Annotated in this window: 12 protein-coding genes; all 12 read right to left on the bottom strand. The window is 32.5% G+C overall.

Going from position 1 to position 16,742, the window contains the following annotated elements; all coding sequences use genetic code 11:
• Positions 1 to 3: 3 nt before the first annotated feature.
• The 12 genes from LPB248_RS13665 to LPB248_RS13610 all read right to left on the bottom strand — a co-directional run bounded on the left by LPB248_RS13665 (position 4) and on the right by LPB248_RS13610 (position 16,738).
• Positions 4 to 1,992 carry a DUF3857 domain-containing protein gene (locus LPB248_RS13665; RefSeq protein WP_177211932.1) on the bottom strand — a complete coding sequence of 663 codons (1,989 nt, stop codon included), beginning with the start codon at positions 1,990 to 1,992 and terminating at the stop codon, positions 4 to 6.
• Between the two features lie 7 nt (positions 1,993 to 1,999).
• Positions 2,000 to 4,012 carry a DUF3857 domain-containing protein gene (locus LPB248_RS13660; protein ID WP_177211931.1) on the bottom strand — a complete coding sequence of 671 codons (2,013 nt, stop codon included), beginning with the start codon at positions 4,010 to 4,012 and terminating at the stop codon, positions 2,000 to 2,002.
• 34 nt (positions 4,013 to 4,046) lie between these two features.
• Complete coding sequence (locus tag LPB248_RS13655) at positions 4,047 to 5,954, bottom strand: DUF3857 domain-containing protein (protein ID WP_177211930.1); 1,908 nt, start codon at positions 5,952 to 5,954, stop codon at positions 4,047 to 4,049.
• A 65-nt stretch (positions 5,955 to 6,019) separates the two neighbouring features.
• Positions 6,020 to 6,472 carry a D-aminoacyl-tRNA deacylase gene (dtd, locus tag LPB248_RS13650; protein WP_177211929.1) on the bottom strand — a complete coding sequence of 151 codons (453 nt, stop codon included), beginning with the start codon at positions 6,470 to 6,472 and terminating at the stop codon, positions 6,020 to 6,022.
• A 156-nt stretch (positions 6,473 to 6,628) separates the two neighbouring features.
• The gene (gene rsgA, locus LPB248_RS13645) at positions 6,629 to 7,606 is read right to left on the bottom strand and encodes a ribosome small subunit-dependent GTPase A (RefSeq protein WP_177211928.1); all 978 of its coding nucleotides are present in this window, start codon (positions 7,604 to 7,606) and stop codon (positions 6,629 to 6,631) included.
• A gap of 265 nt (positions 7,607 to 7,871) precedes the next feature.
• Positions 7,872 to 8,954: a bifunctional 3-deoxy-7-phosphoheptulonate synthase/chorismate mutase type II gene (locus tag LPB248_RS13640; RefSeq protein WP_177211927.1), complete on the bottom strand. Its 1,083-nt coding sequence runs from the start codon at positions 8,952 to 8,954 to the stop codon at positions 7,872 to 7,874.
• Positions 8,955 to 8,966: 12 nt separating this feature from the next.
• The gene (locus LPB248_RS13635; RefSeq protein WP_177211926.1) at positions 8,967 to 9,824 is read right to left on the bottom strand and encodes a prephenate dehydrogenase; all 858 of its coding nucleotides are present in this window, start codon (positions 9,822 to 9,824) and stop codon (positions 8,967 to 8,969) included.
• 43 nt (positions 9,825 to 9,867) lie between these two features.
• Positions 9,868 to 11,013, bottom strand: a complete 1,146-nt coding sequence (locus tag LPB248_RS13630) for a pyridoxal phosphate-dependent aminotransferase (RefSeq protein WP_177211925.1) — start codon at positions 11,011 to 11,013, stop codon at positions 9,868 to 9,870.
• 171 nt (positions 11,014 to 11,184) lie between these two features.
• Entirely contained in the window at positions 11,185 to 12,024 is an 840-nt protein-coding gene (locus tag LPB248_RS13625; RefSeq protein WP_177211924.1) for a prephenate dehydratase, read from the bottom strand.
• Positions 12,025 to 12,564: 540 nt separating this feature from the next.
• The gene (locus LPB248_RS13620; protein WP_177211923.1) at positions 12,565 to 13,734 is read right to left on the bottom strand and encodes a DUF1501 domain-containing protein; all 1,170 of its coding nucleotides are present in this window, start codon (positions 13,732 to 13,734) and stop codon (positions 12,565 to 12,567) included.
• A gap of 12 nt (positions 13,735 to 13,746) precedes the next feature.
• A complete protein-coding gene (locus LPB248_RS13615; RefSeq protein ID WP_177211922.1) occupies positions 13,747 to 15,144 on the bottom strand; it encodes a DUF1800 domain-containing protein in 1,398 nt (465 codons plus the stop codon).
• Between the two features lie 148 nt (positions 15,145 to 15,292).
• A complete protein-coding gene (locus LPB248_RS13610) occupies positions 15,293 to 16,738 on the bottom strand; it encodes a hypothetical protein (RefSeq protein ID WP_177211921.1) in 1,446 nt (481 codons plus the stop codon).
• Between the last annotated feature and the right edge of the window lie 4 nt (positions 16,739 to 16,742).

The raw sequence follows: 16,742 nt of genomic DNA, 5'->3' as shown, positions 1-16,742 counted from the left end.
CTTCTATATTTTTTTAAGAATTATTTTTTCATTTTGGCTTACGATCATTTTCTGAAAAAACTCTTTTATCATTCCGTAATCCTCAGCTGCAAAAATACTATTGTTGATTTCTTTTTGACTTACAATTTGAATTTTGTTTTCCGTAACTGAAAAATTTAAGATAAAAGACATCTGTTTGTCTTCTGAAGTTATCTTTACCGGTTTTGGCATAGATTCTACAACATATCCTTCTGGAATCTGAATACTAAAGCTATACTTTTCCATGTTTTTATATCCGAAATAAACAGGCATTTGTCTTCTTTCTTGATTGAAAGGGTTTTTGCTTCGGGTAAAAAACAACAATGGATTGACAAAAATCTTTCCCTGAATAATATCTGAACGACTGCCCGAAGAAAAAGAAAAAGTTTCAATAACAGACTGATCTAAATTTGATTTCTGATTTTCTATTTTATAATTTGAAATATTCAGACCTCCTAAATTATTTTCAAATTTTTCAAGATAAGCGTCTTCCGTTTTGGCTTTGTTTTCCTCTCTAAAACTGTATGCATCATATTCTGTTCGCTGCACTCTACCTTGACCATTCATTTTTCCGTCAGGGTCAATTCTGACTATAAGACTGTAAATTTCTTTAGACTGTATTGCTGGATCTAATTCAATTTCTTGAGAATTTCCATCTTTCATAATTAATCTTCCCTTCCAATTTAAAACATTTAATGGCAAAATGTTAGGAGCTGTAAGTTTACGAGATGCATCTAAAAGAATTCTTTTACCGTCAATTTCGGCTGCCGCTATAACGTAATTGAATCCTGTTCTTGTGGGATAAACCGGAAGTCCATTTTGAATTGTACTTACTAAAACCGGATTTGCTTCTATACCAGCTGCGCGAAGCATATTTATCAGAATAAAATTGATTTCTGCAACATTTCCAGTTTGTTCTTTATAAGCTTTTTCAACTCCTTTTTCTGTATAACAACTATTAATTTCATTCCAGTTCATTCGATTTTTAACGTAAGTAAAAATCAGATTTAATCTTTCATTTTTATCTTCTACATTAGACAATAATTTATTCAGATCATCTGTAAATAAAGAACCTTGATTAAGCTGTTTTCCAAAACTTTCGTCTTTAAAAATAGTTTTGGCGACACCTTCCCAAGTTAAACTGTAATCTTTTACAGGTTGATCAGGAAGACGAACCCTTTCAAGTTCTTGCTGAATGCTTCCGCGATAATTTTCGAGATTATTAATATATGGTTCTTCTTTTAATGATGGAACATCTTTTCCTGTATAAAAAGTTTCAATTTGTTTATAGCTAAATGAGTTTGTCTGATTATAAGCGTTATCAAAATTCTGACTGGCATTTGTAAATTTAGATTCTGTTTCAAGCGGAATTCCTCCAATCAAAAGCGGTTTATAGATATAAAATTCTGGAATCTGTGTTTTATAATAAAAATAGTTAACAGGAATATCAAACTGAATATCGAAATCTGGAAATTTTATAAGGTTTTCAGATCTTAAAACATATTTGTATTCAATAATAGAACCCTCTTTCACATTTGGCAGAGTGATCGTTTTTTCTTTCCAATACTTATTAATCTTAGTTTTAAACTCTCCTTGATTATTTAGTTTGGTTTTTACAATATTTCCGTTCTCTAAATTATACGTCACTGCTTCCGAAAATTCTAAACGATCCTCATTTAACTTATCATAGCCGATATAAAAACGCACTTTCTGGTCGGCCCAACTTAAACCTTCTTTCTTATAAATTTTAATTTTTACCTCGCAGACATGATTGGCATAAAATCCAACTTCTTTGTTGTAACCGAAATAAGTCCTTCCTTTTTTAAACAAGATAGCAGCGGGTGCACTACTATCTTTAGGATGGACTTTCTCATTTAATTCTGCAATCGTTACTTTGCCCAATTCATAATTTTGAGCTTGAATGGTAATTGTACTCCCAAAAAAGGCGATACAAATTAGGAGAAATCTTGGCATAATATTTTTAAATACGTTTTAAAACGATTTTTTCTGTTTCTTTGGCTATCATTGTCTTATAATATTCCTTTAGCATTTCGTACTTTTCGGCAGAAACAATAGCCTCATTTATCTGATGTAAGATCGACAATTGCAAAGTATCTCCATTGGCTACAATATTAAATTTAAAAGCACCAAGATTATCTTCCATTGATACAGCAGCTGGAGCTGGCAATGTTTCTACTGCAAAACCTTCTGGAATTTTAATCGTAATATTATATTTATCGGCAAAAGGATAACTAAAATCAACTGGATATTCTCGCGTTTCCTGTTTAAAAGGATTTTTATCGTTGGTAAAAAACAACATCGGACTTACATATATTTTATCGCCAATTAGTTCGCACAAATTATTTCCTTTAAAAGAATAAGTTTCTATAATAGGAAGAAGTATCTCTTTTTCATTAGTTCTGGAGTAATCGCTAATTTCTATTTTATTATTTTTGTTTTCCAGCTTCTCTAAATATTCTTCTTCTTTTAAACTTTCAATATTGCTTCGGGTAATCATTGCATTATAATCCATTGATTGTCTTCTTGTTTTACCTACAATCATTCCTGTATTATCGATACTATAAGTTAGAAAAACATTATCAGCTGATGTCTTTTCTGGCATTAAATTAATTTCTTCTGATGAGCCGTCTTTTCTAATCAATCTTCCTGACCAATTCAAAACTCTTAGCGGTAAAATATTTGGAACCGAAAATTTTTCTGACGCATCTAGTAAAATATATCCGTTTGGCGTTTCAACCGCAGCAATTACATAATTGAATGCTGTTCTATTAGGAAACAAAGCAATACCATTTGATCGGGTACTTACTAAAACTGGATTGGCAATTAAACCCGAATAGCGAAGCATTGCTGTTAACATTAAGTTTATATCTGCAATATTTCCTGTTCTTTCTTTGTATGCTTTCTTCACTCCATTATCACAACCATAACCAACATAACTATTCCATTTTACGTTTGATTTTACATGATTTAATATAACTGCAATTTTCTCTTCAGGTGTGTTAACTCCTGTAAGTATTTTTTTTAAATCATCTTCAAAATAACCCGTTTTATTTAATTCAGGACCAAAATCTTCATATTCATAAATTGTTTTTACAACAGAATTCCAGTCTGTCGAATACTCTTTCATTGGACTATTAGGGAAATGTGTCAATGACAGTTCGTGCTGAACACTAGAAGTATAATTATCGATATTATTTACAAAACTCTCTTCTTTTAAAGCAGGAAAGTCTTGAGCCACGTAGGTAGTCTCTGTTTCTAAATAGTCTATTTTATCAGAATAAAATTCCGTTTGAGATACACGTCCTCCATTTCTTTCTTTTCCGTTGATTGTTATCGATCTCGAATTTTTTAATGTTGTTGCTTTTGGAAATATATATCCTTTCTGTCTAGGTTTAAAGACATAATACTCTGGATAAGCCACTTTTAACTCTGAATAATTTACAGGAATTGAGGTCTGAAAATCCCAATCACGAATAATACCAGCATTTGGACATTTGATTGTATAGCGAAATTCTATTACCGAGCCTTCTTTTACATTTGGCATTGCGATTTTCTTTTGCCCTCTGTATTTAGAAATAACTTCATCAAAAGTTCCGTCGCTTTTTAATTTAGTTTTTTCTATTTTACCATTAACTAAATTATATGTTATTGCATCTGCAAAAAATACGCGTTCTTTTAAGTTATTCGTATTATAGTACCAAACTTGCTGATTAGCCCACTCGTAACCTTCTTTTTTATAAATTTTAATGCGTGTTTCTACATCTGTCATCATATAAAAACCATCATTTTGGTCATACTCCATTCTAGAAATACCTTTTTTATAAAGGATTGCCGCTACAGCCGAAGTATCTTTTGGATGTACTTTCTGTTCAAGTTCTGCAACAGAAACTTTTCCGAGTTTAAATTCTTGCGAAATTATTTTTGGACCAAGTAATAAAATCGCACAAAGGCTAAATAGTTTAATAATTTTCATTGGTAATTTTTGATTGGTTTTGGGTTTATAATCGTTAGTTCTTGGTTAATATAATCTTAGCATTATCGTTTCTAGAAACTTGCTCCATAAACAAACGGTATTCATCATATTCTTTATTTGAATATTTTCCTTTGTTAAGGAACATAGACCTTTTATACGTTAACTTGTTATTGTCTTTTTTAATGATCTCGGTCTTGTATTCACCAAATTTTCCTTTTAACTCATAATTGGACGGAAGAAATTCGATACTGTATCCATCCGGAAGATTAATCTCTATTTCATCGGTATCCAAATAGCCACGCTGAATTTGAAATGGGTTTTTACGATTTCGAACCCGTTTTATATTTCCTGTACTCTGATTAAAGGCATCAACTACAAAAATCATTTTATTACCCGTCAGCGTTCCATAATTTGTTGCACTTAACTGAACATCCTCAGTAAAACGAATATTCTCTTTATCGTTGCTAAAAGTAATCTTACCCAATTTCAAATTATTGATATTCTCCCAGTAATCTTTATAATGCTCCTCTTTTTCATTTGGCTGCATGTTTTCTACTCGAGATTTAAGTGCGTATTGGCTTCCTTGTGATGCTATTTTTAATGTTCCTGAAAAATTCCCAGTTCCATCAATCGTATATGTTCCTTTACCATCTTGAATGTTTCCTTTATCATCGTAAATTTTGGTACGAACAATCTCTCCTCCTTCGGGTTTTACCACCAAAACATCACGATCGTCTGTAAAGATTCCTTGGTAACCAAAAGGATCATCTTGGCTTGTACATTCTAGCCAGATGTAATTATCTTTATTCGGAATCGCCAAAATCATGTGGTTTCCCTGCATCGAAACAAAATCAGACTGAATATCGGATTTATAGCGATCTCCGTATAAAATAGTGTTATACGAAGGAACGTCTACAGCCTGTAAAAGTGCTTTTGTATAATTAGACAATGCTTTGCAATCTCCATATCCTAGACGATCAACATCAGTTGCAAGCATAGGTTTCCAACCACCAATACCAACTGCAATGTTTACATATCGGGATTTTTTCTGTACATAATCATAAATGATTTTAGCTTTCTTTACAGGATCTTTTTCATCACCAACAAGAGCTTTAATTTTGGCTTTGGTTTCTTCAGTTAAAACTGTGGTTCCAGTTAAGATTTTATCACCATACCATTTGCCAAATGCTTCCCAAGTAGTAGCATTTCCATCAACTCCTTCCAAGTGGAAGTTTTCTAATCCCATCATAACTTTAGGAAAAAGATCTGACGGAGAGGGACTAAGATCTTCTTGTTTTTGAGCAACAATGTTTGTTGCTAAATAACTTAAATTGGTGTCGGTATCGGCTGTTTTTTTTATGTTGAAACTATCAAATCGGAACTCTTTTTTCTTAAATCCCAATCCTTTTGGAAAAGTAACATTCAAAATACATTTTTCTACACTTTCGTAGTAATTACCGATAAAATACCATTGCGGAATAAATGCTGTATTTGACGTTTCTGTTTCGCATGTAAAAGCAATTGTAAAAGGATATGAAATTGGAGTATAATCTAAGTAAACTACTCGATTATCTGAAAAAAGAGTACTTCCGCTTACGGCGCTTTGATCTTTAAAATCTTTCCTTTTGATTTTCTTTATTTCATTTCCTAAAGCGTCATAAACAATTGCTTCAATATTTTTTATTGATGTTGTTTTATCATAATGACTAAAAGCGTCAATGTCTTTCAATCCTTTTTCGTTTAAAACAGAAACGACCCTTTGCATTTTAATGTTCATGCTTCTTTGTGAAGCAATGACAATATCCATCCGGTCTAAACGAAGAACAGCGTTGGCATTTTGCGTTAAACTATCAGGAATAGAAAATATAGGGTAAATGCTCTTTTGAGCAGAAGAATTCGCAATATATAAGAAAAAAAATAATGCGCAAAAAAGGTTTTTCATTAGTAGGGATTTTCGTCAAATATATATTATTTTCAGAAATCCTTAACAAATGTTTAATAATATTTTTACTCCCTGTTTTTGCTGTCTATTACAATCGTAACAGGACCGTCATTTAGAAGATTAACTTTCATATCGGCACCAAAAATTCCAGTTTGAACTTTCTTACCAAACTCTTTTTCAATTGCTTGAACAAAGTTTTCATACATTGGAATTGCAAAATCTGGTTTTGCTGCTTTTATATAAGATGGACGATTTCCTTTTTTAGTGGATGCGTGAAGCGTAAATTGACTTACAACAATAATATCGCCGTCAATATCTTGCACTGAGCAGTTCATAACGTCATTTTCGTCTCCAAAAATTCTCATTTTTATGATTTTCCCAGCAAGCCAATCAATATCTTCCTGAGTATCGGCTTCTTCTATTCCGACTAAAACTAATAAACCTTTTTTTATGTCGGCTGTTTTTTTATTATCAATTTTTACTGATGCTTCTGAAACTCTTTGAATTACAACTTTCATTTTTATTTTGATCTAATGCAGCCTAATTTATTAGCCACAGATTACACGAATTAAACAGATTTTAAATTCTGACGTTAGATGCACTGCTGTGCATCTCTACAAATTGGATTGGAATTTGGAATATATCCCAGAGCATTGGGATTGGAATTTCATATTTTACTTTCTTGTTTCATCACTCGCTGCACGATCTTCACCATAAGTATCGGTACGATAATGTTCGTCGTCACCTTCAAGGATTTTAAGATAACTGTTGTAGCGTGACCATGCAATTTCGTCTTTTTCTAAAGCTGCTTTTATGGCACAATGCGGTTCTTCTTTGTGTAAACAATTGTTAAACTTGCATTGATCTTTTAATTTGAAGAATTCAGGAAAATAACCGCTGATTTCTGATGGTTCCATATCCACAATTCCGAAACCTTTAATTCCTGGCGTATCGATAATTCTAGCATCAAAAGACAAATCATACATTTCGGCAAAAGTTGTAGTATGCTGACCTTGTTTGCTTTGTTCTGAAATTACCGAGGTTTTCAAATGAAGACTAGGTTCCATAGCATTTACCAAAGTTGATTTTCCAACACCTGAATGCCCAGAAAACATACTTACTTTTCCAACCATCATTTCTTTTAGCTTATCAACACCTTTATTTTCTGTTGATGAAATTCGGAGACACTTATATCCAATTTCAGTGTAAATATGCTGTAAATAAAGCTGATCGTCTAATGTTTGATCATTTAAAGTATCGATTTTATTAAAAATAAGAATCGCTTCAATTCCGTACGCTTCGGCTGTAACCAAAAAACGGTCGATAAAGCTTGTAGTTGTTGGCGGATTATCAATGGTAATCAGTAAAAAAACCTGATCGATATTGGAAGCAATAATATGAATCTGCTTGGATAAATTAACCGATTTACGAACGATATAGTTTTTTCGTTCATGAATATTATGAATCGTTCCGGTAACGGCATCCGAAGTTTCATCTAATTCATAATCGACAATATCGCCTACAGCAATAGGATTGGTACTTTTGATACCTTTTATTCTGAATTTCCCTTTCATACGGCATTCCACAAAATCTCCTTGTTCAGATTTTACGGTGTACCAGCTTCCTGTAGATTTGTATACGGTTCCTGTCATTCTTTTATTTTAGATTTCTGATTTTAGATTTTAGATTAAAACCTAAATCTTTTGCAAAGATAAATGAATAATTTAAACCATATAAGTTATATAAGTGAATATAAATAGCCACATCTTAAAACAAAAAAAATCCCATCACTTTTTTCAAAGCAACAGGGATTTTTAAAAAACAATCTAATTTTAAATGCGTGATATAATTAAACTCAACAACAAAGCTTTAAAAAAACTTAAATTATCTTATATCACTTATATGGTTTCGAAAAAATTATGCGTTGAAAATTTTCTCTTGGTGACCAATACTTTCTTGGTGGATTGCTTTGAACATTCTCAAAACGAATTCTTCAGTAAGACCTTTTTTCTCACCTTCCAAAATCATTTTTCCTAAGATTTCGTTCCAACGGTTGTTTTGAAGAATTGCAACGTTAGCATCTTTTTTCACCTGACCAATTTCGTCAGCTACTTTCATACGTTTTCCTAACAATTCTAATAAGTTAGCATCTAAAACGTCGATGTTAGCTCTTAGTTTTTTCATTTTTTGGCTATACTCATCTGTAGTATCATCTGTTTTTCTGATAGTCAAATCTTTAATGATTTGTTTCAAAGCCTCAGGAGTCACTTGCTGAGCAGCATCAGACCAAGCATTATCTGGATCGATGTGCGTTTCGATAATCATACCATCGTAATTCAAGTCTAAAGCCTCTTGAGTTACTTCGAAAATCATTTTACGATCTCCTGTAATGTGAGATGGATCGATGATTAATGGCAAATCAGGGAATTTATTTTGTAATTCGATAGCAATCTGCCATTCTGGAATGTTTCTGTATTTTGTTTTTTCGTAAGTAGAGAAACCTCTGTGAATAACACCTAATTTCTCGATACCTGCCATGTGTAAACGCTCAACACCACCTAACCATAAAGCTAAATCTGGATTTACTGGGTTTTTAACCAAAACAATTTTATCAGTTCCTTTTAATGTATCAGCAATTTCTTGAACTGCAAAAGGGTTTGCCGTTGTACGTGCACCAACCCATAATATGTCGATATCGTGTTCCAAAGCTAGTTTACAGTGAGCTGCAGTTGCAACTTCAGTACCCATTAATAAACCAGTTTCAGCTTTAGCTTTTTGCAACCATTTTAATCCAATTTCACCAACACCTTCAAATCCTCCTGGACGAGTTCTTGGTTTCCAGATTCCAGCTCTGAATACACTTACTTTTGAATCTTTCAATTCGTGAGCGATTTTCAAAACCTGATCTTCAGTTTCTGCACTACAAGGTCCAGCTATCACAAGTGGGTGATTTAAATTGAAATCTTCTAACCACTTTCTCATTTCTTTTTTATTTTCCATCGTTTTTATAGTTTACTTTTTTATAGTTATTCCGTTTAATATTTCTCTAATTTTATTTACACTTTCCATTTCTTCAAAAATGGCGTTGTAATTGTCGTCTGCCAACAAATCTCTAAACTGAGTCAAATTTGCAATATAACCTTCTAAGGTTTCCAGAACGTATTCTTTGTTTTGTTTAAAAATGGGTGTCCACATTGCGGGTGAACTTTTTGCTAGACGAACAGTACTTTCAAATCCACTTCCCGCCATATCAAAAATATCCTGTTCGTCTTTTTCTTTTATCATTACTGTTTTTCCGAGCATAAACGAACTAATGTGCGATAAATGCGAAACATAAGCAATGTGTTTGTCGTGCGAAACGGGGTCCATATATCGAATTCTCATTCCTATTTCGCTGAAAAGCTGTAACGCTTTTTCCTGCAATTTGAAAGCGGTTTTTTCCACTTCACAAATAATGTTTGTTTTTCCTTTAAACAAACCTTTTATTGCTGCTGAAGGTCCAGAAAACTCTGTTCCTGCAATTGGATGCGTGGCAATAAAATTTCTTCTTTTCGGATGATTGGCCACCACATCGCAAATTGGCTTTTTGGTTGATCCTACTTCAAAAACAATTGTCTTGTCTCCAACTGCATCCAGAACTTTAGGCAAAACTGTTAGTGCAACATCTACCGGAACCGAAACGATTACAAAATCTGCTTTTTGTAAATCTTCGAAGCTTCCCGCTTCATCAATAACTCCAAGATCAATTGCTTCCTGCAAATGTTTTTCGTTATTGTCGATTCCGAAAATACCCGCATCTGGATGTTTGTCTTTGATGTCTAACACCATCGAACCACCTATTAATCCTATTCCTATTACGTATACTTTCATATCTTTTTAATTCCAAGTTTTAAAAAAGTCTTGGCTCTTGATTCTAAAATCGATCAATCGCTTCTTGTACTTTTTCTTCTTTTACACACAATGAGAATCTGATATAACCTTCGCCGTTACTTCCGAAAATGGTTCCCGGTGTGATGAAGATATGTTTCTCATATAATATTTCGTCAATGAACTTCTCTGCTGATTCAATTCCTTCTGGCAATTTTGCCCAAACAAAAAGACCAACTCCTTCTTTATATACTTTACAGTTTAGCTTTTCAGCTAATTTCTCCGTTAATTCTCTACGGCGTCTGTAAATTTTGTTTTGATCTTCAAACCAAGATTTATCACATTTCAAAGCTGCAATTGCACCTTTTTGAATTCCATAATACATCCCGCTGTCCATGTTGCTTTTTACTTTTAAGACCGCATCGATAATTTCAGGATTTCCTAAAACCATCCCTACTCTCCAGCCTGCCATGTTGAATGTTTTACTTAAAGAGTTTAATTCTAAAGCCACCTCTTTTGCCCCTTCAACTTGCAATAAACTCATCGGATTATCATTCAAAACAAAACTATACGGATTGTCGTTGATCAATAATATGTTGTGTTTTTTAGCAAAAGCAACCAATTTTTTAAATAATGCTAAACTTCCTCTAGCTCCTGTCGGCATGTGCGGATATCCCAGCCACATAATTTTTACTTTCGAAAGATCCAATTTTTCTAAAGCTTCAAAATCTGGTTCCCATCCGTTTTCTTCTTTTAAATCATAATAAACCGGAACTGCCTGAACCAAATTGGTTACCGAAGTATACGTCGGATAACCCGGATTCGGAATTAAAACGTGATCGCCTTCATTTAAAAATGCTAACGAAATGTGCATAATTCCTTCTTTTGAACCCATTAGAGGTAAAATCTCATTATTTGGATTCACTTCAACACCAAACTGATCACGATAAAAATCTGCCATCGCCTGCCTCATTTCTGGTAATCCCTGATAGCTTTGATAACCATGCCCGTTTTCGTCTTGAATTGCTGCAGCGACTGCTTCAATTACTGCTTTTGACGGACTCAAATCAGGGCTTCCAATTCCCATGTTGATGATCGATTTTCCTTCAGACATCAATTGACGAACTTCTCTTAGTTTTGATGAGAAGTAGTATTCTTCAACTGTGTCTAATCGTTTTGCTGTTGTAATCATTGTTTTTAATTTTTGCTATATGCTTTAAGCCTTAGGCTTTATGCTTTTTCTTTTTTTGATCTGCCACCCTGAGCGAAGTCGAAGGGCTTTCCAATTGAAACATAGGCTTCGACTCCGCTCAACCTGACAATCTAAAATCTTATTTGGTTAATCTTCAATCTAAAATCAACTTTATGACTCAGTCAAAGGTTTTGTATTCTTATATTCTCCCAACACTTTAAAATATTCTGCCATTATGTTTAATAACGCTTTGGCTTTTGCAAAATCTTCGTATTTCTCGAATGTTACGTCTACGAAGAATGAATATTTCCAAGGTGTTTCAATTTTTGGAAGCGACTGGATTTTTGTCAAATTCAGTTTGCAATCGCTCATTACATTTAAAACTGCTGCTAAGCTTCCTCTTTTGTGATCTAATTCAAATTTCACAGAGGCTCTATTGATTTCGCTTTCTGGCAAAAATGAATTTTGCTTTTTGATGATTACGAAACGAGTCATATTGTTTTTAATCGTTTGAATCGATGATGCAATAATATCTAGATCGTACATTTCAGAAGCGGTTACACTTGCAATCGCTGCAATTCCAGTCAATTGTTTTTCCTGAATTCTTCTAGCTGTTTCAGCTGTATCTTTATCCTCAACCAATTTGATATTTGGATATTGTTTCAAGAAATCCATACACTGCAAAAGTGCCATTGGGTGTGAATGAACTTCTCTTATGTCGTCAATTTTCTGACCTTTTAAAGCCATTAAATTCTGCTGAATATTTAAATAATGCTCTCCAATGATGTGCAGATTGTTCTTGTCAATCAATGCATAATTTGGGATAATTGGCCCCGCAATTGAATTTTCGATCGCCATAACAGCCTGATCAGATTTTCCAGCAATAAGGCTATCGATCAATTCTTCAAAAGACAGACATTCATCAATATCCACATTTTCAGAGAAATACTCTTTTACAACCTGATGATGAAATGATCCTTTAATACCTTGTATTGCAATTTTCGTTGTCATATAGTCAAAAAAAAATCCTGATTTGCATCAGGATTGTATATTAGTTTTATTTGTCTTAAAATTTGATCTCAAATAACCATAGCACAATCCTCACTTCTACTAAAGAAGAAATAAAAAGAGTTGCTAAAATAAAAACGGTTACTTGCCATTTTGTTTGTGTTTTGTTTTAAATTCTCTGCGAATGTATAAATTATTTTTAGTGCACCAAAAAAAAGATTGCATTTTATGAAACAAAAAAGGATTTCTTAACAAATTTAGCAGGTTTTGTATGATAATATAAAAAAAACGGCTTAAAATGAGAATATTAAAACGAGATTCTGAGCTTCTAAGTTGCTGAGATGCTAAGTTTTTTTCGCCACGAATTAACGAATTAACGCAAATCATTGTGGTTGATTCATTCAAATTACACAGATTACTCTCGGTGTTTTTGTCATTTCGAGGAACGAGAAATCTCCACAAGAAGCTCGACCAAGATTGGCGATTTTGATTATGGAGTTACTTGCGAAGATTTCTCGTTCCTCGAAATGACAAGATTACTATTTATATAAACAGCCCCGAAACTGGTTTATTCAAAATTCCAATTTTTGAATAATCGAAGTTCATTTTCTCTTTTAATAAAGAAGCATACACACTTCTAAAATCAATTTCATATTTTAAATCGCCATTATCTAAGTTTGCCAGATTTGGATTTCTTCCTAAAATAGTTCCTTTATTATTTCCACCGATAATAAACATTGGAGCTGCGGTTCCATGATCTGTTCCGTTGCCATTGTCTTTTACTCGTCGCCCGAATTCTGAAAAAACTACAACTGTTACATTCTGCAATAACTGTGACTGCTTTAAATCAGAATAAAAACTATATAAAGAATCGTTTAAATCAGTTAATTTTCGTTCGTGGATCGAAAGCTGATTGTCATGTGTATCAAATCCGTTCAAGGATGTATAATATACTTTAGAATTAAGATTCCCTTTTATCAATCGCGCAATCCATTCGAGATTTTTGGATAATTCTGTTTTCGGATAACTGATTTCTGTTTTAGATTTTGCCAAAGCTTTCTGAATTTCATCTGAACCTTCAGTTACCGAATTGGCGATTTTACGAACAAAATCTAAATGCGGATTTTTGGATAAAGTCACATCTTCTTCTTTATCTGATTTTACTTTAAATCGGTTCGGATCTTTTACTGTTATAAAATTTGGCTCTACTCCTTTTAAAGCCAAATTATCAATCGAATCTAAATTGATTCCTGCGGTCGCTTGATGTCCGTTGCATTGCAAATCCAGAAATCTTCCAAGCCAGCCTTCATTTATATATTTATTAGAATCGGTTGCAGTCTGCCAAATTTCCTGACTTCTAAAATGGGAACGAATTGGTTCTGGATAACCCACATTCTGAATTACCGTTAAATCGCCATTTTGCTGCATTTGAGCGAAATCTTTCAACGAAGGATGAAAAGCCATTCCTTTATTTTTACTAATCACTAAATCTTTATTTAAAGCTATTTTGGTTCTATAGTCATAATATAAAGGATCATCATACGGAATAAAAGTATTCAAACCATCATTTCCGCCATTCAGCTGTACAAAAACAACGCATTGCTCTCCCACAATCAAATTGTTCTGAGAACCAAAAGCGTGTAAAAAATCAGGAAGCACAAGCAATCCGCCTGTAAAAGTTCCCGTCAATGTTAGAAAATTTCTTCTGTTCATGATTACTGCTTTTTAGATTAATTGATATTCGGGAAGTTTTGTGATATAATTAAAAAGTCTGACGACAGCAAATTCAGCGTGCGGATCTTTGGGATCAAAATCGTATTTCAGAAGATTTTCCATGTCTTTTTGCATCGATTCATTTACATCAAATAAAAGTCTATTCGATAATTGGGCAATAATGGTTTTATTATTTCCGCTGGAATCAAAATCAATTTTCACATCGATTTTTTCGAATTCTGCTTTTGGCGACTGAATTTGCCCGTCCATTGTGTTTAATATTTTTCTCGAAATTGTCCTTCCATTACAAAGTAAATCTGAAGTATTATTTCGCTGCAAATAAACCTGAGAAGTTAACCATGAATTTCCGCCATCCCAACCTTTTACATTCACCTGATTGTACAAATCCATTCCTTGCTGTCTCAAGAAAAGTGCAATCATAGCATTGTCAAAATCTTTAATTTCTAACTCATCAATAAGCTGAATAATATAAACCAATGGATCTTTGATTTTGTTTCCGGCATTTTCTTTCGCGTATTCTTCTGTGAAAATTTTGGTCAGCAAAGGTTCAATTTCAAAGTTTTTCTTTCGAAAGTAATCGCCATAATGAACCACCAAATCTTCTGGCGGATTATCATAAACAAACCATTTAAGAATTTTTCGCGTGATTAAATATGGAATGTTTTTCTGTTCAAAAATAATATCGACTAAGTCATCTGCTTTCCAGTTTCCGGTTTTCCCGAAATACGTTTTATCGCTGTTATCTTCTATATTTTTTCGATAAACTGCGCCATCATCACCATAATTTAACCCAGCCAAAGCCCGTGCGCCGTTCTTAATATCGCTTTCTGAATAATTCCCAATTCCGATTGTGAATAATTCCAATAATTCCCGACTTAGATTTTCGTTGAATTTGCCTTTTTTATTATCGACATTATCCAAATATTTAATCATCGCATTCGATTTTAGAATCTGCTTGGTTAATTCTTTAAAATTACCAAAAGCGTTTTCGCGCAAAATCATGTTGTGCTGATAAATCCAATAATTGACCTTTACTTTTTGAGTTGTCGACACGAAGTGATTGTGCCAGAAACAGACCATGTTTTCGCGAAGCGGAAATTCATCTGTGCGCATTTTATCAATCCACCACTTTCTGAATTCTATAGCCGAATAAACTTCTCTTTTGAGGACTTTCTTTTTAGCTACTGAATCAGCATCTTTAATGGATTGTTTTAATTCCTTTAGCTGAAGAAGTGTTTTAGGATCATCTTCTAAAAAAGCGGGGAGTTGTTTGTCAACTTTTGAAGCATAAGATTTTTTCAGAAATTTTTCAATTCCCAATTTCTCGATTTCATCGGCTTCTTTTCCTGAGAAGCCTAATCGTAAGGACCAAAGACTGCTTTTTTTCATCGTTCAGAAATTATTACAATAAGACTTGAATTTCTTTTAAAGGTTTAATTCTTTTAAAGATGCTAAGTCGCTGAGATTCTAAGGTGCTGAGTTTTGAAAAGTCTTTGGTAATAATTAGAACGGGGAATTTTTGGGGATATTGTTTACTTTATATTCTATAAAAAGAGCTTTCTCGAATTTCAAGTCCTAATTCATCGTAATAATTCTCCGTTTCCATTCTATATGCAGCGTGATTTTTTATATGACCTTTATAGTTGAAATATTTCAATATTAAAATTGAAACTAATAAATGAATTCTATCAGCATCAAGATTAAACTCTTTCATTTTAGTTTTTACTTCCAGACCTTTATAAGGGATTGATCCATGAAAAAAGAGATTTCTTGTTTTTAAAAGTTTAATTAAATTTTCTGGTAACTCAATTTGATAAAATTTATATGCTAATAAATACTTATCTGCATTAAATGGAGTATTTAAATAATCTATCTTCTTATTTAAAACCTCTATTTCTAAATCATTGAATTTGTCTTTGTTTTCGGAGATAATTAAACGAAAAGATTCTTTTAAAGCATTGAGCTCCGATGTGCTTTTAAGAGGTGTAAAAAACGTTTTGTTCTCTTTATGTATTAAAGAAACTATTGTTTCCATCGCTACGCTAAAAATACTACATCTAATTAAGGGAGATTTAATTCCGTTACCTTCAATAATCAAATCAACTGTTCTTTCAAGCTCTGGTTTTGATTTTAACTGGATTATAAATTCACTCATTTTATTCTCTGAAAAAAGCAAATCTGAAAGCTTTTGCTTTTCTATATAATCATCTGCAACATAACTTCTAAATTGATTTGGATTTATTATTTCATGATTGGAGATAATAGAATCATCTAAAGACTCATAATAACAACTATCTATTTTACTAAATTCCGAAGAGCTATATGCAAAAACATAACATTCTTTTTGATACCAATTTCCTGTTAGGAAAGCGATTGATTTTATAATTAATTCACTAACTTTTTTAAAGGAAGAAAAATCTAAATTATTCAAGCAATCAATTATTAAATAATTCTCATTATTCATTTTATGCCTATAAATATGATACACTACGTCATCAACTTCAATTTTAAATAATCCTAAACCATAATGAATTTTATCACAGACATAATCTGTTCCCAAAAATATTGTAGTTAAGTGTTCGATTTCTGTTTTTAAAATTAAACGAAATATTGAATGAGACTTTAGTGGAAACGATTCTGAATATATTTTAGATAACCTACCCTTTAATTCACTCGATGATACAAATCTTTTACCTTTCAAATAATTAACACTCCTTGAAGGCACTACAAACTTATTTTCCCTTGACTTAATTTTAAAATTTTCGTTGAAACCTAACTTTTTAAAAGTAACTTGATCATAAAATAATTCATCTTTTAGTTTTAGACTATATTCAATAAAATTATTATCCACTTCTTTGGAAAGTAAAAATTCACATGTATTTATAGCAAAGCAATCTTTGTGTTGAATAATAAATAATCCTTCTGAAAGGAAATTTTCTATTAGACAAATTTCATTTCTTATACTCTTTGTAATTTTTTCCATTATC

The organism is Flavobacterium sp. LPB0248 (assembly GCF_013388355.1).
In the GTDB taxonomy this organism is placed as follows: domain Bacteria; phylum Bacteroidota; class Bacteroidia; order Flavobacteriales; family Flavobacteriaceae; genus Flavobacterium.
Note: the sequence above shows the minus strand (reverse complement) of the source record. Positions and strands in the feature narration are given on the sequence as shown.

Coding starts and splice junctions, on each gene's coding strand:
- LPB248_RS13630 (WP_177211925.1), bottom strand. CDS start 11,013: ATGATTACAACAGCAAAACGATTAGACACAGTTGAAGAATACTACTTC.
- LPB248_RS13660 (WP_177211931.1), bottom strand. CDS start 4,012: ATGAAAATTATTAAACTATTTAGCCTTTGTGCGATTTTATTACTTGGT.
- LPB248_RS13625 (WP_177211924.1), bottom strand. CDS start 12,024: ATGACAACGAAAATTGCAATACAAGGTATTAAAGGATCATTTCATCAT.
- LPB248_RS13640 (WP_177211927.1), bottom strand. CDS start 8,954: ATGGAAAATAAAAAAGAAATGAGAAAGTGGTTAGAAGATTTCAATTTA.
- LPB248_RS13655 (WP_177211930.1), bottom strand. CDS start 5,954: ATGAAAAACCTTTTTTGCGCATTATTTTTTTTCTTATATATTGCGAAT.
- LPB248_RS13610 (WP_177211921.1), bottom strand. CDS start 16,738: ATGGAAAAAATTACAAAGAGTATAAGAAATGAAATTTGTCTAATAGAA.
- dtd (WP_177211929.1), bottom strand. CDS start 6,472: ATGAAAGTTGTAATTCAAAGAGTTTCAGAAGCATCAGTAAAAATTGAT.
- LPB248_RS13615 (WP_177211922.1), bottom strand. CDS start 15,144: ATGAAAAAAAGCAGTCTTTGGTCCTTACGATTAGGCTTCTCAGGAAAA.
- LPB248_RS13635 (WP_177211926.1), bottom strand. CDS start 9,824: ATGAAAGTATACGTAATAGGAATAGGATTAATAGGTGGTTCGATGGTG.
- LPB248_RS13665 (WP_177211932.1), bottom strand. CDS start 1,992: ATGCCAAGATTTCTCCTAATTTGTATCGCCTTTTTTGGGAGTACAATT.
- rsgA (WP_177211928.1), bottom strand. CDS start 7,606: ATGACAGGAACCGTATACAAATCTACAGGAAGCTGGTACACCGTAAAA.
- LPB248_RS13620 (WP_177211923.1), bottom strand. CDS start 13,734: ATGAACAGAAGAAATTTTCTAACATTGACGGGAACTTTTACAGGCGGA.